This is a genomic window from Adlercreutzia sp. ZJ242, from assembly GCF_011038995.1.
GTDB lineage: Bacteria > Actinomycetota > Coriobacteriia > Coriobacteriales > Eggerthellaceae > CAAEEV01.
Genome location: NZ_JAAKEE010000005.1, coordinates 24369 through 41189 on the forward strand (window position 1 = coordinate 24369; position 16821 = coordinate 41189).

A 16821-nucleotide genomic window follows, 5' to 3' on the forward strand; every position below is an offset into this window, starting at 1 on the left:
CGAGTCGTGTTGCGGACAGCACGCGTGCCTTTTACGGTAGAGTGGGGGCAAACGCAGAGCAAGGAGTATCCGCATGGCATTGACGGACGAGCAAATCAAAGAGGAGGAGAAGTTCCTCAAGGGGCTTCCGCGCTTCAACGTGGGCGCGTTCTTCCTGCCGCCCATCTGGGGGCCGGCGCATGGCATATGGGTGTCCATCCTGTTCTACCCCATCTGGCTGTTCGCCGACAACTCGTTCTACGCGGCGTACGCCAACCCCTCGGTGCTGTCGATCGCGCTCGCGCTCGTGGTGTTCGTCTCGCTGGTGGCGGGCACGGTGGCGTTCGCCATCGTGGGGCAGCCCTTCGCCGCGCACCGCGCCGAGCGCCTGGGCGTGAGCCGCGAGACGTACCTGCGCCGCGAGAAGATGTGGGCGGTGGGGTGCGTGATCGCCGGCGCGGTCATGCTGGCGCTGGCGACGTACTACAACCTGGCGATTCGCCCGACGCTGGGGGCGTGATCGCATGGGGGGCAAGCAGGCGGTGGTGTTCTGCGTGGGGAATCGCCTCATGCTGGACGAGGGCGTAGGGTCGGCGGTCTACGACGCGGTGCTCGAGCAGTACGAGCTGCCCGATAACGTGCGGTTCTTCGACGTGGGCTGCATGTCGCTTGACATGCTGGGATACGTGGACGAGTGCGACCTCGTGCTCACGGTGGACGCCGTCGACGGCACGGGCGACGCGCCCGGCACGGTGTACCGCTTCCCGCCCGACGCCATGGCGCGCCACACCGGCGCCATGCAGTCGCTGCACGACCTGAAGCTCGTCGACCTGTTCGACGCCGCGTCGCTTCTGGGCTACGAGGCCGAGGGCTTCTGCCTGGGGATGCAGGTGGAGAACATGAGCCCGAAGGAGTACGTGGTGGGCCTCACGCCGCGCGTGTACGAGGCGCTCCCGCTGCTGGTGGACGCGGTGGTGGCGGAGCTCGCGCGCCGCGGGTTCCCGCTCGAGCGCAAGGCGTAGCGTCCGGCGCTCGAGCGCGCAGGTGCCGAGAGGCGTAGGGCGTCGGAAGGCGCGGCGCGTCCGGCGTTGCAGGTGCCTCGGGAGGCAGAGCGCGGCGCCAACATGCGGGCGCCTCGGGGTTGCTCGGGGATGCTTGGGGCTGCTTGGCGCGTTGCGGGCGGCCTACGCCTTGCCGCGGCTCGGGCACAGCTCGCCGACGATGCAGTCGGCGCAGCGGGGGTTGCGCGCGCGGCAGAACTCGCGCCCGAAGTGCACCCACTGGTGGTTGATGTAGAGCCAGTCGGGCTGCGGGTAGATCTTGAGCAGCTTGGCCTCGGTCTTCGCCGGGGTGTCGTCGTTGCGCGTGGCGAACCCGAGGCGGTGCGCGATGCGGAACACGTGCGTGTCCACCGCGATGCCCTGCGGGTTCCTGAACGCCTCGCACATGACCACGTTGGCGGTCTTGCGGCCGACGCCGGGCAGCTTCTGCAGCGCGTCGACGTCGTTGGGCACCTCGCCGCCGAACTCGGCGAGCAGCGTCTGCGCGAGCGCCACGAGGTTCTTCGCCTTCGAGCGGAAGAACCCGAGCGAGTGGATGATCTCCTCGACGTCGGCGACGCGGGCGGCCGCCATGGCCGCAGGCGTGGGGTAGCGCTCGAACAGCGCGGGCGTCACCTTGTTCACGGCCGCGTCGGTGCATTGCGCCGAGAGCACCACGGCCACGGTGAGCTGGAACGGCGTGAGGTAGTCGAGCGAGCAGGCCCCTTCGCCGTAGTAGTCGAACATGACGCGCTCGATGCTGGCGGCGCGCTCGCGCTTGGCGGTCATGGTCTCACGTGGCATGGGGTCTCCTTCGGTTGCGGCGGTGCTTGGGGCGCGCGGCGTGCTCGTGCTGCGTCGTGCTTGCGGCGCGGTGTCGCTGCGCTGGCGCGGTGCCGATGCGGCGCCGATGCGGCGACGCGCGTCTCGTAGGTGCTTTTACGCATTCTACGCCAAGAACGTGCGAGAAACGCGCGATCTGATACCGTGCGAGCATGCAAATCAGCTCAAATGTAAGCCCAGCCTAACGCCGATCAGGGGTTTTCTGCATGGCGAGCACGTTTGAGGCGAGCGTTTTTTCTCGCGACGGTATCAGATCGCGTGTTTCTCGCATGTTGTGAACTTGTCTCGCGCAATGGCGCCCTCTAACGACTGCTGCAGGCGGCGCGCTCCTCCTTCGCCTTGCGCGTGTGCGCAGTGACGAACGCGGTCTTGGCCTCGGTGTACCCGTCGCGGTCGAACTCGTAGCGCTTCCAGAGGTCGAGCTTTAGCTGCTCGTAGGCGCGTGCGACGTCAGGATGCGCTTTCAGGTAGTCCCTGAAGCAGATCTCGTCATCATCTCTCCAGGCTCTCAGGTGGAGGTGAAAGACGCGTTCGGCGAAGCCGTGCGGTGTGTACCCTCGGTTGAGCGATATGCGTTGCGTGCCCTCTGCCATGACGAGGTAGCCTGCTGCGACGAGCGCTTTCTTGATGCGGGGGAATTCAGCGAGGTCAGCCTCCAGGAGCATGTCGATGATCGGCTTTGCCCAGATGCCCTCGACTGCCGTGCTGCCGATGTGGCTGATCCGCACGGCGACGCCGTGCGGCATGCAGCTTAGCACACGCTCCTTCTCCTGGTGGAACCATGTGGTCCAGCAGGGCTGGTAGGGTGCAAGCTCGATGGGAAACATACGCCAGAGCTCCTCAAGGGACATCTGCTTCAAGTCGACCAGGTTAGCGGATTCACCTCGGCTGGCGGAGCCGGTGCAGTTGATGGGGCCGGTCTGCGCGACTTGGCTGGCGGAGCCGGTGCGTTCGGTCTGTCCAACCCGAACGGCCTGGCTTGCCTGTTCAACCCGCTCAACCCGCTCCGCCTGTTCAGCTTGTTCAGTCTGTTCTGCTCGGTCATCCTGATTGGGACGTTGTTTTGGCGTGTGGTGCATCCCGGGCCTTTCATCCTTGTCCGATGATGCGTCCATATGCGGTTTCCTCCCATGTTGCGACATACCGTCTGCTTCCCTCGTAGGGAATACCTAGTCGGCGTCTGAGCTCAGCTTTCCTCAACGTATAGTCGTTGATGCTGGTTCGGTTGCCTTTCCCGAGTTTCAGGCGCAATGACCGAGCGATGACGTCAGTGGCGGTGAAGCTGTCAAGCTCGTCATTGGTGATGCCAACGACACGCCATCCCATGGTGGCAAGCGCGTTGGCTCTCCTTGAGTCGCTGATGCGGCTGTCCTCGCCTTCGTGATGCTCCCTGCTTTGATATTCTACATCGATCTTCTCAGCTGGCCAGCAGAGGTCGCATCGAAAGCTGTTGCGGCTGGCGATGGCGTGCGCTTTCCTGGTCGCTTGGACGGTGTGGTTCATCTTGAAGCCGGAGAGCCCATAGCCCCCGCATCGTGAGGGCAGGGCCAGCAGGATTGCCAGCTTGCTCTCCCTTGGTGAGGCCGAGTTGTCGACGACGTATCGAAGCGCTCTCAGTGTTTTCCTCGAGCCGGGAAGCGCTGAGTTCGCTCGCGCGTAGGAGACGAGGCGGCTTGCTTTCGTGAGGGGATTGAGCTGGTAGAAGCAGGCTCCGTCAACCCGGTTGCGCCAGTAAGTTCCGCAGAGTTCGTATCCGAGCTCGATGAGCTGCTCGAAGGGCAGGACGGTGCCCATTTGGACGAATGCGAGCTCGGGCGCAGCGACGAGGCAGCGGTTGCCAAATACGCAGAAGGACCCGCCTGCGAGCTTCTGGACGCATTGGTGAGGCCGATAGTCCTCCGAGGGCTTAAAACGCCGTTCGCCTCCGACGATGACGTGCAGGGGCCTTGTCAGGGCCGTGTGTGGGTAGGCAAGAGACAGCTCGTCTCGTAGCGCGTCAAGCTCTTTTCGGGTTGGTGGGAAGGAAGGCATGCGACGAACCCTCGACGCCTTTTCGAGCGATCGCATGCCGTCGGCTCTGAGGATCTGGAGTGCGGTGTCGAACCCTATGCAGATAGTGGACTCGTGCGCATTGGAGGTTTGTGTGGGCATGGAGCCTCCTCGTCGCCCTTATGAGGAGGATCTTGCAAGCTGAAAGCGCAATGTGGGCGTTTGCATTGACTGGGCGGCTGCGGCACGAGGCCGCACTTGCACTGGCTCCTTGATCTACATGATTGTAGTATGGCGGAGCGCAAAATGCACGATAGTGTTTTGCAACGTGCGAGAAACGCGCGATCTGATACCGTGCGAGCGTGCAAATCAGCTCAAATGTAAGCCCAGACTAACGCTGATCAGGGGTTTTCTGCATGGCGAGCGCATTTGAGGCGAGCGTTTTTTCTCGCGACGGTATCAGATCGCGTGTTTCTCGCGCCTTGTGAACTTGTTTCGCACAATGGCGCCCTCTGGCGACTGCCGCGCGCGGCGCGCTCCTCCTTCGCCGTGCGCGTGTGCGGGCGGCGCGCTCCTCCTTCGCCTTGCGCGTGTGCGCGGTGACGAACGCGGTCTTGGCCTCGGTGCACCCGTCGCGGTCGAACTCGTAGCGCTTCCAGGGATCGAGCTTCAGCTGCGTTGAAGGTCGTTGCGGCGGGCAATGGGGCGCGTGCGAAGTTGGCGGTTGCGCTTGCGACGCGGCGAAGGGGGGATGTTGGGAGCGCCAGGCAGACGAGTGGGGGTGACATCGTCTGGGGTGCGGACTTGAAGCATGGTAGAATCAAGGCATCTGCTTGCTTTCGATTTTCATGCGGCGCCAAGCTTCGGATGCGGCTTTTCCGCAGCTCCGGGAGCTGCTTGCCGCATAGCGGACGGGGGCGTCATGAGGGAGAAGCTCTGCACGTGCGTGTTCTGCGACGGGGGATGCGCGCTGCGCGCCGCCGACGAAGACGGCCAGCTGCGCGTGAGGCCGGCTGACCCCGGTTTCCCCGCCCTGTGCTCGAAAGCCCACCTGATCGACGAGTACCGCCTGCATCCCGACCGCATCACGCATCCGCTGCGCCGCGTGGGGGAGCGGGGGAGCGGGCGGTGGGAGCGCGTCTCATGGGAGGTTGCCCTCGGCGAGATAGCCGTCAAGCTGCGGCAGGTGATCGACACGTGGGGCCCCGAGGCCCTCGCCGTGTCGGAGATGCCGCTTAACCACGGCTTCGGCGGCATCACGCGACGCCTCATGAACGGGCTCGGCTCGCCGAACTACATCACGGCGCTGCAGCTGTGCATGGGCAACACCGCGCAGGTGCACCGTGCGGTGTACGGCGGATTCACGCTGGCGAACTGGGACGTTGCCGATTGCGTGGTGTACTTCGGGCAGGACCGCTCGCCGGAGAAGTGGCCGGCTGAGCACCTGCGCCTGCGTGCGGCGCTGGGCCGTGGGGCGAAGCTCGTGGTGGTCGACCCCCGCGAGACCGACACGGCGCGTCTGGCCGATTTTCACCTGCGTATCCGCTACGGAACCGATGCGGCGCTCGCGCTGGCGTGGATACACGTGATCATAGCCGAGGGCCTCTTCGACGAACGCTTCGTCGAAGAGCGATGCGAGGGGTTCGCCGCGCTCGTCGACCGCGTGCGGCCCTGGACGCCCGAGCGTGCAGCCGACGTCTGCGGGGTTGACGCCGCCCTCATCCGCGAAACGGCGCGCGTCTACGCGAGCGCCCGCGCGGCCGTCATTCCGTGGGGTGCCACGGCTGACATGCAGGTGAACTCCACCGCGCTCCTCCAGGCTCAATGCATCCTGCGTGCGATCTGCGGCTTCGTCGGCGTGAGCGAGACGCTGCCGGCTCTTGCGCACGGCGGCGTGACGAACTCGGAGCTTGCGGCCTTCGAGCTGATCTCGCCTGGGCAGCGCGCTAAGCAGCTGGGTGCGGACGCCCATCCGCTGCTCACGTTCGCGGCGAGCGCGCGTTACGCGGGCGTGCGCGAGAGGCTGGGCGTGCCCTACGAGCCGGACCTTATGGCCATGTCGTGCGCGGCCGACGCGGCGAGCGTGTTTCGCGCCATGCGCACGGGCGACCCCTACCCGGTGCGCGCGTTCATCTCCGCGGCGAACAACACGGTGATGAGCTACGCGAACCAGCAGGGCATCGTCGAGGCGCTGCTCGCACAGGAGCTCGTGGTGGTGTTCGAGCATTGGATGACGCCGACCGCACAGCTGGCCGACTACGTGCTGCCTGGCGATATGTGGGCCGAGCGCGACGTGCTGGGGAAGCCGTTCGACGTGGCGCCGGTGCTCACGGCGTCAAGCGCCCTGCGCGTGCCGGCAGGCGAGTGCCGAAGCTGGTACTTCGTGGTGAGCGAGCTGGCGCGCCGGCTGGGCGCAGGCGCGCTGTTCCCGTGGAAGGACGAGCGGGAGCTCTACGACTGGCGGCTCGCGCCGCTCGGCCTCACGTTCGCCGAGCTCGAGGAGCGCGGCAGCTGCCCGAACGGCACGCTGCCTGCGCGCGGGGGCTTCGCCACGCCGACGGGCAAGGTGGAGCTTGCCAGCTCGGTGCTGCGCGACCTGGGGTTCGACCCCTTGCCAAACTACGCGGAGCCACGCAACTTAGGCGCCGAGGCGGCCGAAGCCGCTGTGCCTGCAGGTGAGTCGGCGGCTGCGGCTGGAGGCAGGGCCGCAGATGACGCATTTGCAGACGAGGCTGCGGCTGGCCAGCGTGCGGGGCGGCTGTATCCTTACGTCATCTTCGCGGGCTTGCGCGAGGCGGCGAACTACAACACGAACCTGCGCCAGATGCCGGGCCTGCGCGTGCGGGAACCTGAGCCCTGCGTGCTCGTCAACCCCGCCGACGTGGCGCGCGAGGGCCTCGCGGCGGGCGCGTGGTGCGCGGTGGAGACGGCGTACGGGTGCGTGGAGCTCATGGTGCGTCCCGACGAGGCGCAGCCTGCGGGCACGTTGCGTGTCCCTCATGGCTGGTGGAAGCCCGAGTGCGCGCCGGGGCTGGCGGGCGGGCTCTCGGCGGCGAACCTGCATGGCGACGGCCTGCTCTTCCCTGATGACGCGTGGAACGTCGACGCCGCCCAAGGCCTGCCCAACCTGCGCGGCGGCATCCGCGCGCGCATCCTGCCGCTTGGCTGACGTCAGGATGCGGGATGTCGGCGTGCTGGAACGACGCAGCTGAAGTTGGGGTGCGGCACGTCGGCGTGCCGTGGCTCAGTCGATGCTGCGCGGCGCGCTATGCTGGCTCGGCCGCCTGTTTGTAGTACAATGGCAAAACCCTGCTGCCGCGCCCTGACGCGGCTTTTCGTGTTGCCCGAATGCGTGTGGAAGGATGCCGCCGATGCTCATAGACTCCCTGACGTTTGCGCTTGAGAAGGCGGGCTGCCTCGACGCGTTCTGGGGCAAGCTCGACGCAGGCGAGGACTCGACCCTCGGCGTGGCGTCGTCGGCGCGGCCGTTTCTGGTGGCGGCGCGCTTCGCCCATGAGCCGCAGCCGACGCTCGTGGTGGTGGCCGGCGAGGAGGCGTCGATCGCGTTCGCGCGCAACGTGGCGTCCTACCTGGGGGAGGAGCGCGTGCTGCGCTTCCCCGAGCGCACGGACTACCCCTTCGCGCCGAAGCCCGCCAACGCGCGCGTGGTGGCGCAGCGCATGGCGGCGGCGCACGCCCTGCGCACTCGGCGCGCCTGCGTGGTGGTGGCGAGCGCGCGCTCCCTCGTGCGCTGCCTGGCGCCGGCCGACGCGGGCGTGGAGGCGCCGGTGGCGCTGCAGGCGGGGTGCGAGCTCGAGGACATGGGCGCGCCCGGCCTGTCCGAGCTCGGCGACCTGACGCGCGCGCTCGAGGCGCGCGGCTACGCGAACACCGGCGAGCTCGACGGCCCGGGCACCTTCTGCGTGCGCGGCGGCACCGTCGACGTGTTCCCCGGCAACCTCGTGTATCCCGTGCGCCTCGACTTCTTCGGTGACGAGCTCGACGAGATCCGCCGCATCGTGCCCTCGACGGGGCAGACCGTCGGCATGCTCGACGCGGTTGAGATCTACCCGGTGCGCGAGTTCGCCTGCACCCCTGAGGCGCTCGCCCGCGCCCGCCGCAGCCTGCGGAAGGTGGCGGCCACGAACCCGGTTCTGCGCGACGTGCTCGAGAAGCTCGACGGCGGCCTGCGCTTCGACGGCGCCGACGTGCTCATGCCCTACCTCTACCAGAGCGCGGCCACGCTTGGCGACTTCGCGGGCGTCGGCGTGCTCACCACGCTCATCGAGCCACGCTCGCTCTTCGACGACGCGCAGCACCTCTACGATGACCTCGCCGCGCGGGCGAAGGGGACGAGCATCGCGCTTGCGGGGCTGTTCGCCGAGCCGGCGCACGTGAGCTTCGGCACCGGCACGCGCGCCACCTACGTCTCGATCATGCGCGTGGGCGGCAGCATCGACGAGGAGCTGCCGGTGAAGCGCGTGGACGTGGCGGGGAACCCCGACAAGCTCTTCGGGAAGCTGCGCAACCTCATCGACGCCGGCTACACCTGCGTGTTCAGCGCTCCCGGCTATCGCGCGCGCGAGGACATGAAGCTCGCGTTCGTGGACCACGGCCTGTCGATCCAGGAGCTCCTCGAGGGGGGCCTGGAGGGGGAAGCTGTCGGCGGGGGCGACGCCGACGAGGGCTCCAAGGGCGCCAAGGGCAGTGAGACATGCGAAGCTGCCGACGGGGGCGGTGCTCACCAAGCGAGTTCCGCACGAGCCGGAAGCGCCGGTGGCGCTTCCGTGCGAGCAGGACTGTCCGAGCGACTGAGCTCTGCCCCCGCCGGAAGCGCCCCCAATGCTCCCAGTTCGCCTGTTGCCGAGTCTGCCAACGCCGCGCACGCGAAGGCGGTGGCGCGCCGACGTCTGCGGCGGGCGTGCGTGAACGTGGTCGACGCCGCCGTGCCGCTCGGCATGATCATCCCCAAGGCGAAGCTCGCCATCGTGTCGATCTCCGACACGCAGGGCACCCAGAGCGTCGCGCGCGTGCGCCGCACCGTCGACATCACCGAGGTCACGTTCCCGTACAAGCCGGGCGACTACGTGGTGCACGCGGCGCACGGCGTGGCGTTCTTCCGCGAGCTGGTGCGCCGCGAGATCGACGGCACGGCGCGCGACTACCTGCTGCTCGAGTACGCGCAGGGCGACAAGCTGTTCGTGCCGGTCGAGCAGCTCGACCGCGTGACGCGCTACGTGGGCCCCGAGGGCGCGAGCCCCCGCCTCACCCGCCTCAACACCTCCGACTGGTCGCGCGCGCTCGCGAAGGCGCGCAAGGCCACCAAGAAGCTCGCGTTCGACCTGGTGGACGTCTACGCGCGCCGCGCCGCCACGCAGGGCTTCCGCTTCGCGGTGGACACGCCCTGGCAGCGCGAGATGGAGGAGGCGTTCCCGTACCAGGAGACGCCCGACCAGCTCGCCGCCATCGCCGACGTGAAGGCCGACATGGCGAGCGCCCGCCCGATGGACCGCCTGATCTGCGGCGACGTGGGGTTCGGCAAGACCGAGGTGGCCCTGCGCGCGGCGTTCGCCGCCACGCAGAACAACAAGCAGGTCATGGTGCTGTGCCCGACCACCATCCTCGCGCAGCAGCACTTCGCGAACTTCCGCGACCGCTTCGAGCCGTTCGGCGTGAGGGTGGAGGTGCTCTCGCGCTTCCGCACGCCCGAGCAGCAGGCCGCGGCGCTCGCGGGCTTCGCCGAGGGCGAGGTGAGCGTGCTCGTGGGCACGCACCGCCTGCTCTCGCGCGACGTGAACCCCCATGACCTGGGGCTTGTTGTCATCGACGAGGAGCAGCGCTTCGGCGTGGGGCACAAGGAGCAGATGAAGAACTTGCGCGAGACCATCGACGTGCTCACGCTGTCGGCCACGCCCATCCCGCGCACCATGCAGATGTCGCTGTCGGGCGTGCGCGACATGAGCCTCATCCTCACGCCGCCTGACGAGCGGCGCCCCGTGAAGGTGCACGTGGGGGAGTGGGACCCCGACGTGGTGAGCGCGGCCATCCGCCTGGAGCTCGCGCGCGGCGGGCAGGTGTACTACGTGAGCAACCGCGTGCGCTCGATCGACGACGCGGTGGCGCGCGTGCGCGCGGCGGCGGAGGAGGCGCGCGTGGGCGTGGCGCACGGGCAGATGTCGCGCGAGGAGCTCGAGGGCGTGATGGAGGAGTTCGCGGCGGGCGAGCTCGACGTGCTCGTGGCCACCACCATCATCGAGAGCGGCATCGACAACCCGCACACCAACACGCTCATCATCGAGGACTCGCAGCGCCTCGGCCTCGCGCAGATGTACCAGCTCAAGGGGCGCGTGGGCCGCTCGTCCACGCAGGCGTACGCGTACTTCATGTTCCCCGACAACGTGCCCCTGACCGAGGAGGCGATGGCGCGCCTGACCGCCATCGACGAGCACACCGACCTCGGCAGCGGCATGCGCATCGCCATGCGCGACCTGGAGATCCGCGGCGCGGGCAGCCTGCTCGGCGCCGAGCAGCACGGCAACATGTCCGCCGTGGGCTTCGACTTGTTCGCGCAGATGCTCTCCCAGGCGGTCGCCGCCACGCGCGAGGGCGACCTGGGCGCCGCCGACGGCCTGCCGCCGGCGCTCTCCGACATCACGGTGAACGTGCCGGGCCACACCTACCTGCCCGAGGAGTACGTGCCCGACGCCGACGAGCGCGTGCTGTGGTACCGGCGCATCGCGAGCGCGGCCACCGTGGCCGACGTGGACGCCCTGCGCGCTGACCTGGAGGCCAAGCGCCCCGAGATGCCGCCTGCGGCGGTGAACCTCATGGAGCGGGCGCGCATCAAGGCGTTCGCGAACGAGCACGGCGTGAAGGCGGTGTCGGTGACGGGCGGCAGGCTGGTGGTCGAGCCTCTAGTCCCCCCGCGCTCCCGCATGAAGGAGCTGCGCCGCGCGGGCGCGCGCTACCTGGAGGACAAGCGGAAGCTCACGCTGCCCTTGCGCTACTTCAAGCTGGAGGAGACCGACAACCTGCTGGGCCCGGTGCAGCGCTTCCTGAGCGAGATGATGGGCGGGGAAGCGGCGGCGGGCGACGCGTCGGGTGCGGGCGGCACCCAGGCCGCGGCGGCCGCGGCGGACGGTGGCCAGATGCGTCGCGCGCCTGACGCGGCAGCGCGGGCCAGCGTGCGGAAGCCTGCGGGCGGTGCGCCACTCGCAGGCACGCGCCCACGCGCGGCGGTCGAAGCGGCGCTGCATCCGCGCGAGGCACGCGCGGCGAGCGCCCGGACGGCCCGCAAGGCGCGTGCCGTGGAGCGCGGCGTGGCGGCCAAGGAGCGCCTGGCCGAGAAGCGCGCAAAGCGCGCGCAGCGCGGGGAGTAGGCGCGCGGGCGGCGGCGAAAAAAGAACACAACTCCTTTCCCTCTCCGGTATTGCTTTACGTAATGTAGGAGCGTATAGTCCACGGCATCAGAGGCACGCGGAGAGAAGGGAGCTGCCATGGCGGCAACCGCGACGTTGAATGTGCGGATCGACGAGGCGCTCAAGGAGCGGGGCAACCAGGTGTTCGCGCGGCACGGCATCTCGACCACCACGGCGGTGCGCAAGCTCTACGAGTACGCCGACCGCGAGCAGAAGGTGCCCGAGTGGATGGTCGGGCAAGAAGACGTGTGCGCCCTGCGCCGTCGCCTGCTGCGCGAGCTGGTGGGGGTCATCGACGTTCCCGGTGACTATGACGCCAAAGCCGACTATCACGAGCATCTCGATGACAAATACAAGGATCTGATCGCATGAAGGTCTTCTTCGACGTCGACGTCATCGTGGACATACTGGGGAAAACGAACTGGTTCGCTTCTTCGTTCATCGCGTATGACGTGGCAATGCTTCGCAAGTGCGAGGTGTTTGTGTCTGCCGCCAGCTTGCCGACGCTGTCCTACGTGCTGCATCGCAGGGGAATCCCCCGGCCGGATGTCCAGGAGAGGATAGGGGCGCTGTTCGGCCTCGTGGGCATCGCCGACGTATCCGAGTCGGATTGCAGGCGCGCCCACGCCAACGCGATGAAGGACTTCGAGGACGCCATCATCGCGGAGTCGGCTTTCCGCCATGGCGCGGATCTCTTGATTACGCGCAACGTGAAAGACTATGCGGATTCGCCGGTCAAGGCGATAACGCCCAAGGAATTCGCAACGTGCTTCAAGCCCGACAACGTCATCTACGATGAGGTCGAGCTCTAAGCGCATCTGCGGCTGCTAGACCAGCTCGATCCGCTCGACGTCATCGCGGGAGGACGCGCGGTAGAGGACGAACTTGTGCCCGATCATCTGCACCACGTTGGCGTCGACGCGCTCGGCCAGGTCGTTGGCGACGTCGCGCGTGTCAGCGCAGGCCGCGTCGAGCACGCTGCACTTGATGAGCTCGTGGGCCTCGAGGGCCTCGGACGCCTGCTTGGCCGTGCCTGCGCCCACGCCCTCCTTGCCGATGATGAGGGTGGCCTTCAGCGTGTTCGCCATGCTGCGAAGCTGTCGGATCTGCTTGCCGGTGAGGGGCTCTGCCATGGTGGGTTCCTCGTTTCTCGAAGGACGTTTCTCGAAGGGCGCGCCTGCGGCGGCATGTGCCGCAGGCGCGCCGCGTGATGTCAACCTGTTGTCTCGTCGGGATGCTCGCGTTACCGTCTTGGGGTTCTCGCGCTGCCGTCTCGTCGGGATGCTCGCGCGTCAGCGGGCGCAGGTGGCGCACATCTTCGCCACCTTGCGGCCGGTGTCGTCGACGACCTCCACGGTGTAGAAGCCCAGGCGGCGGCCCGACTTGTCGGCGTCGCACGTGGCGATGAGCTTCGTGCCCTTGGCACCGCTCAAGAACTCGATCGTGTTGCTCACGGACACCGTGGGCGCCTCCCCGACGTTGCAGGCCACGGCCAGCGCGAAGTCGGCGAGCGTGAAGATGGCGCCGCCCATGACGCCGCCCATGGCGTTGAAGTGCACGCCCTGCACCAGCTCCATCTCGCACACGGCGTGCCCGCGGCGCGCTTCCACGATGCGGCAGCCCGCCGCCTCGGTGGCGAACTTGTCGCCGCTGAAAAACGCGGTGAGCTCCTCGAGCGTTGCGTTCTCGTCGATCATGGCGCACCTACTCCCCGAAGGCCGCGTCCGCGACGCCGTCGATGCGGGCGAGCACGTCGGCGCGGTCCATGAGCACGATGCTCTCGAACAGGGGCGGCGACACCATGTTGCCGCAGACGGCCACGCGCAAAGGCTGGAACAGGTTCTTCGGCTTGATCTCGAGCTCCTCGCCCCGTGCGCGGCACTTCTCCTGGAGCGACTCGGCATCCCAGGCGTTGCCCTCGTCGGCGAGCACGGCGCGACAGGCGGCGAGCGCCTCGTCGGCGCGCGCGCCCTCCTTCTTCAGCACCTTGTTGAGCGACTTCTCGTCGAGCATGACGTTGGGGCCCCAGAACAGAAACGCCAGCTTCGCGGGGATCTCGTTCAGGCGGCTCAAACGCTCGATCACGAGCGGGTAGGCGCCGCGCGCGATCTCGGGCGCCTCGTCGGTCGCCGCCAGCGCCGCCTCCCACACCTCAGGCGAGACGCCCTCGCCGGGCACGTGCGTCTCGCGCGCCGCGGCGGCGAGCTCGTCCTTGGTGGGGGTGGGCGCCACGGTCACGCCGGCGGGCACGCCCTCGCCGTCCGCGCGCGCCGCCGCGAGCCACGGCCGGGCGGCGGCCGTCCACGCGTCGACGTCCATCTCGCGGATGTACACGCCGTTCATCCAGTCGAGCTTCGTCTCGTCGAACACGGCGTCCTTCTTCGTGATGCGGTCCAGGGAGAACTCGCGGCAGAGCGTCGCGCGGTCGATGATGGTGGTCTCCCCGTCAAGCGACCAGCCCAGAAGCGCGAGGAAGTTCACGAGCGCGTCGGGCAGGTAGCCGCGGTCGCGGTATTCCTCCACGTTGGTGGCGCCGTGGCGCTTCGAGAGCTTCTTGCCGTCGGCGCCGAGGATCATGGACAGGTGCGCGAAGGTGGGCACGTCGTAGCCGAGCGCCTCGTAGATGAGGATCTGGCGCGGGGTGTTGGACAGGTGGTCGTCGCCGCGGATGACGTGCGTGATGCCCATGTTGGCGTCGTCGCACACCACGGCGAAGTTGTAGGTGGGGCTGCCGTCGGTGCGCACGAGGATCATGTCGTCCATCACCTCGGCGGGGAAGGCCATGTGCCCGTACACCGCGTCGTCGAACTCGATGGGGCCGTGGTCCTTCGGCACGCGCAGGCGCCACACGTGCGGCTCGCCGGCGGCGATGCGCGCCTCCACCTCGTCGGCGGGCAGGTCGCGGCACGTGCCGTCGTAGCCGGCGTAGCCGCCCTGCTCGGCCTCCGCCTTCGCGCGCTTGGCGTCGAGCTCGTCCTTCGTGCAGAAGCACGCGTAGGCCGCCCCGCGCTCGCGCAGGCGCTCGAGCGCCGCGGCGTAGGTGTCCATGCGCTGCATCTGGAAGTAGGGGCCGGCGCTTCCGCCCACCTCGGGGCCCTCGTCCCAGTCGAGGCCGAGCCAGCGCAGGGCGCGCAGGATGATCTGCGTGTTCTCCTCGGTGGAGCGCTCGGGGTCGGTGTCCTCGATGCGCAGCACGAAGGTGCCGCCCGTCGCGCGGGCGAACGCCCAGTTGTAGATGGCGGTGCGGGCTCCGCCGATGTGGAGCTTGCCGGTGGGGGAGGGCGCGAATCGCACGCGCACGGGTTTGTTGGTCATGGGTGATGCTTTCTATCTCTCGTCGGTTTTCGGGTCGCGGCGCTTGAGCATGTGAAGCCCAAGGGCAAGTGACAGTATAGATAACGCGCATGAGGTGGCAAGCCACACGCCGCCCATCCCCATCCAAAATGCGGTGGGGTACATGCAGATGAGCAGCGAGTCGGAGGGGAACGTCCAGGTGCCGTCGGCGAAGAAGAGGCCGTGGAAGGCGGCGAAGAAGCCGTCGAAGCCGATGAGCGCCCAGAGGCCGAGCAGCAGGAGCGCCGCGAGCGTGCCTGCGCCCGCCCACGTGAGCGCGCGGCCGACCGGGCGCGCGCCGTACAGGCGCAAGGTCGCCATCAGGCAGAACGCGGCGAGCACGGCGATGCCGAGCAGCGCGGGCGTGAAGCGCGCGATCACGTCGCTCACGTCGTCGAGGTGGGCCACGGCGTCTGCGGGAAGCACGTAGGACTCCGACGCCCCCGCGAAGGCGCCCTTGATCGCCTCGACGTCCGGGCGCGCGCCTGCGTCAGCCCCGCCACGCGCGGCGGCGAGGTCGGGCGCGCCGGCGAGCGCGCGGCCCTCGGCGGCGGCCCGCTCGTTTATCTCCCAGAGCGCGGCGTAGAGGGCCTCCTCGTCATGCTCGTCGACCGTGTAGCTGCGCGTGGCCTCCGCGGCGCGGATGAGCTCGTCCTGCGTGAAGGGCGAGATGTCGTGGGCGCAGGTGGCGCCGGCGAGCACCTGCGTGGTGATCGGCAGGCAGCACGTCACGAGGCCGCTGGCGAAGAAGGTGAGCGCGAGCGCGACGGCGCAGATGACGCTCAGGATGGTCTGCTGGGTGTCCTTGCTCATCTACAGCTCCACGCCGCCTTCCATGTCGACGTCGACCCAGATGGTGGCCGCGGTCATGCCCTGGTTCTCCTTCGAGATGGTGGGCAGCGGCCCGAGGCGGCTGAACACGCCCGTGAAGGCGCCGTCGTAGAGGTACAGGCCGTTGAGGTTGTTGTAGAGCGCGGGCTCGCGGCGCACGTCGGCGTCGGGCGCCTCCTCGATGCGCGCGTCGGGCGGCAGCGTCTCGGTCTTGAAGGGGCGGATGTAGCGCTGCACGATGAAGGGGTAGCCCGCGCGCGCGTTCGCGAACTCGTCGACCAGGCGCTCCCATTCCGACTGCGACACCTCGCAGCCTGCGTACACGTGGTCGGCGCCGTAGTGGTCGGACGGCTTGATGATCCACTCCTCCTTGTTGGCGCGGATCTGCGCGACGTTCACCGCGTCATCGGAGAGGAACGCCGTCAAAGGCACGGTCTGCTCGATGAAGCTGATCTCGTCGGCGGTGAGGAACGCGCAGGTCTCGGGCTTGAACAGCACCTCGAAGATCTGCTTGTCGTGCACGATGTGCCCCGCGAAGCTGCCGATGAGCGCCACCTTCTCGGCGCGCACGGCGTCGATGAGGGCCTGGGACTCGTCCCAGTGGTCGATCACGTCGTTGGTGACGCACCGGCGCCAGATGGCGTCGACGCGCGCGCCGCCTGCGTCGCGCAGCACCTCGCCGTCGAAGGTCAGCTCGCGCACGTCGGCTACCGCGCACTCGACGCCGTGGTCGGCGAACAAGTTCGCGAACAGGTAGAACTCGTCGACCACGCCGTTCTCCAGGTAGTCGCAGATGGCCACGCGCGGCTTCTCCACGCGGTGCTCGTAGGTGGCGTAGATGCGCAGAAACGCCTCGACCCACGGCTCGAAGAGGTCGCAGCCGCGCACGCTGTGGCGGTCGGCGAAGGCGCGGAAGGCGGCCGTGTCGCGCACGGAGTTCGTGATCTCGCGGTTCTCGTTCATGCCCGAGGAGCCGTCGCCGTTGAACTCGCAGAACTTGACGCGGTAGTCGTCCTCGTCGAGGAAGGTGTCGACGCGCGCGAAGGGCAGCAGGGAGTCGTAGCCGCGCGGCAGCAGGATGAGCTCCTCGAGGCGCTCGTCGAAGTCGAACACGCGGCGGTAGTCCGGGTCGTCCAGGTAGCGCTGCATCACCTTGCACAGGATGCGGTGAGCCGTCTCGGCGGTGCCCTTCATGGCGTCGTAGGTCTGCTGGTTGAACAGCCGCGGCACGAACGAGCAGTCCACCACGCGGTGGTGCACGATGGCCGTGGAGCCTCGCATGTAGGCGTGCGCGGCGCGGCGGCTGGGCACGTCGCCGTCGAGCTCGTCGATGATCTGGAAGTACTCGCGGGTGTAGTCGGCGTTCTTCGTCATAGGTCGCTCGCTTG

14 protein-coding genes are annotated in these 16821 nt (G+C 68.2%); 6 read left to right on the forward strand and 8 right to left on the reverse strand.

Annotated features, from left to right (window positions below; all coding sequences use genetic code 11):
- Positions 1-73 precede the first annotated feature (73 nt).
- Both G7Y49_RS02590 and G7Y49_RS02595 read left to right on the forward strand, forming a co-directional pair.
- Positions 74-499: a viscotoxin-A3 gene (locus G7Y49_RS02590; protein WP_165170931.1), complete on the forward strand. Its 426-nt coding sequence runs from the start codon at positions 74-76 to the stop codon at positions 497-499.
- Between the two features lie 4 nt (positions 500-503).
- Positions 504-1001, forward strand: coding sequence for a hydrogenase maturation protease (locus G7Y49_RS02595; protein ID WP_165170933.1), 498 nt, complete (start codon positions 504-506; stop codon positions 999-1001).
- 162 nt (positions 1002-1163) lie between these two features.
- Here the strand turns inward: G7Y49_RS02595 and nth are convergent, their stop codons facing one another.
- The 3 genes from nth to G7Y49_RS12055 all read right to left on the reverse strand — a co-directional run bounded on the left by nth (position 1164) and on the right by G7Y49_RS12055 (position 4013).
- Positions 1164-1823 carry an endonuclease III gene (gene nth, locus G7Y49_RS02600; protein ID WP_165170935.1) on the reverse strand — a complete coding sequence of 220 codons (660 nt, stop codon included), beginning with the start codon at positions 1821-1823 and terminating at the stop codon, positions 1164-1166.
- A gap of 341 nt (positions 1824-2164) precedes the next feature.
- Positions 2165-2977, reverse strand: coding sequence for a GrpB family protein (locus G7Y49_RS02605; protein WP_206214526.1), 813 nt, complete (start codon positions 2975-2977; stop codon positions 2165-2167).
- Positions 2952-4013 carry a DUF559 domain-containing protein gene (locus G7Y49_RS12055; protein WP_206214527.1) on the reverse strand — a complete coding sequence of 354 codons (1062 nt, stop codon included), beginning with the start codon at positions 4011-4013 and terminating at the stop codon, positions 2952-2954. Before G7Y49_RS12055 ends, G7Y49_RS02605 begins: the two co-directional genes overlap by 26 nt.
- 760 nt (positions 4014-4773) lie before the next feature.
- Here G7Y49_RS12055 and G7Y49_RS02615 point away from each other — a divergent pair.
- From G7Y49_RS02615 to G7Y49_RS02635, 4 genes are all read left to right on the forward strand, one after another.
- Positions 4774-7020 carry a molybdopterin-dependent oxidoreductase gene (locus G7Y49_RS02615; RefSeq protein ID WP_165170937.1) on the forward strand — a complete coding sequence of 749 codons (2247 nt, stop codon included), beginning with the start codon at positions 4774-4776 and terminating at the stop codon, positions 7018-7020.
- A gap of 202 nt (positions 7021-7222) precedes the next feature.
- Entirely contained in the window at positions 7223-11230 is a 4008-nt protein-coding gene (gene mfd, locus G7Y49_RS12185) for a transcription-repair coupling factor (protein ID WP_241157236.1), read from the forward strand.
- A 117-nt stretch (positions 11231-11347) separates the two neighbouring features.
- Entirely contained in the window at positions 11348-11641 is a 294-nt protein-coding gene (locus G7Y49_RS02630) for a type II toxin-antitoxin system RelB/DinJ family antitoxin (protein WP_165170939.1), read from the forward strand.
- On the forward strand, positions 11638-12081 hold the full coding sequence (locus G7Y49_RS02635) for a PIN domain-containing protein (RefSeq protein ID WP_165170941.1): 444 nt from the start codon (positions 11638-11640) through the stop codon (positions 12079-12081). The genes G7Y49_RS02630 and G7Y49_RS02635 overlap by 4 nt, the downstream gene beginning before the upstream one ends.
- Before the next feature lie 15 nt (positions 12082-12096).
- On the opposite strand, the gene G7Y49_RS02640 is transcribed toward G7Y49_RS02635, so the two are convergent.
- The 5 genes from G7Y49_RS02640 to G7Y49_RS02660 all read right to left on the reverse strand — a co-directional run bounded on the left by G7Y49_RS02640 (position 12097) and on the right by G7Y49_RS02660 (position 16807).
- On the reverse strand, positions 12097-12402 hold the full coding sequence (locus G7Y49_RS02640; RefSeq protein WP_165170943.1) for a YhbY family RNA-binding protein: 306 nt from the start codon (positions 12400-12402) through the stop codon (positions 12097-12099).
- Between the two features lie 159 nt (positions 12403-12561).
- A complete protein-coding gene (locus G7Y49_RS02645; RefSeq protein ID WP_165170945.1) occupies positions 12562-12966 on the reverse strand; it encodes a PaaI family thioesterase in 405 nt (134 codons plus the stop codon).
- A 7-nt stretch (positions 12967-12973) separates the two neighbouring features.
- Positions 12974-14584: a glutamate--tRNA ligase gene (gltX, locus tag G7Y49_RS02650; RefSeq protein ID WP_165170947.1), complete on the reverse strand. Its 1611-nt coding sequence runs from the start codon at positions 14582-14584 to the stop codon at positions 12974-12976.
- Between the two features lie 12 nt (positions 14585-14596).
- Positions 14597-15415 (reverse strand): DUF1461 domain-containing protein, encoded by an 819-nt coding sequence (locus G7Y49_RS02655; protein WP_165170949.1) that lies wholly within the window; start codon positions 15413-15415, stop codon positions 14597-14599.
- On the reverse strand, positions 15416-16807 hold the full coding sequence (locus G7Y49_RS02660; RefSeq protein WP_165170951.1) for a circularly permuted type 2 ATP-grasp protein: 1392 nt from the start codon (positions 16805-16807) through the stop codon (positions 15416-15418).
- Between the last annotated feature and the right edge of the window lie 14 nt (positions 16808-16821).

Coding starts and splice junctions, on each gene's coding strand:
- G7Y49_RS12055 (WP_206214527.1), bottom strand. CDS start 4,013: ATGCCCACACAAACCTCCAATGCGCACGAGTCCACTATCTGCATAGGG.
- gltX (WP_165170947.1), bottom strand. CDS start 14,584: ATGACCAACAAACCCGTGCGCGTGCGATTCGCGCCCTCCCCCACCGGC.
- G7Y49_RS02615 (WP_165170937.1), top strand. CDS start 4,774: ATGAGGGAGAAGCTCTGCACGTGCGTGTTCTGCGACGGGGGATGCGCG.
- G7Y49_RS02645 (WP_165170945.1), bottom strand. CDS start 12,966: ATGATCGACGAGAACGCAACGCTCGAGGAGCTCACCGCGTTTTTCAGC.
- G7Y49_RS02605 (WP_206214526.1), bottom strand. CDS start 2,977: ATGGACGCATCATCGGACAAGGATGAAAGGCCCGGGATGCACCACACG.
- G7Y49_RS02655 (WP_165170949.1), bottom strand. CDS start 15,415: ATGAGCAAGGACACCCAGCAGACCATCCTGAGCGTCATCTGCGCCGTC.
- G7Y49_RS02630 (WP_165170939.1), top strand. CDS start 11,348: ATGGCGGCAACCGCGACGTTGAATGTGCGGATCGACGAGGCGCTCAAG.
- G7Y49_RS02660 (WP_165170951.1), bottom strand. CDS start 16,807: ATGACGAAGAACGCCGACTACACCCGCGAGTACTTCCAGATCATCGAC.
- nth (WP_165170935.1), bottom strand. CDS start 1,823: ATGCCACGTGAGACCATGACCGCCAAGCGCGAGCGCGCCGCCAGCATC.
- mfd (WP_241157236.1), top strand. CDS start 7,223: ATGCTCATAGACTCCCTGACGTTTGCGCTTGAGAAGGCGGGCTGCCTC.
- G7Y49_RS02590 (WP_165170931.1), top strand. CDS start 74: ATGGCATTGACGGACGAGCAAATCAAAGAGGAGGAGAAGTTCCTCAAG.
- G7Y49_RS02635 (WP_165170941.1), top strand. CDS start 11,638: ATGAAGGTCTTCTTCGACGTCGACGTCATCGTGGACATACTGGGGAAA.
- G7Y49_RS02595 (WP_165170933.1), top strand. CDS start 504: ATGGGGGGCAAGCAGGCGGTGGTGTTCTGCGTGGGGAATCGCCTCATG.
- G7Y49_RS02640 (WP_165170943.1), bottom strand. CDS start 12,402: ATGGCAGAGCCCCTCACCGGCAAGCAGATCCGACAGCTTCGCAGCATG.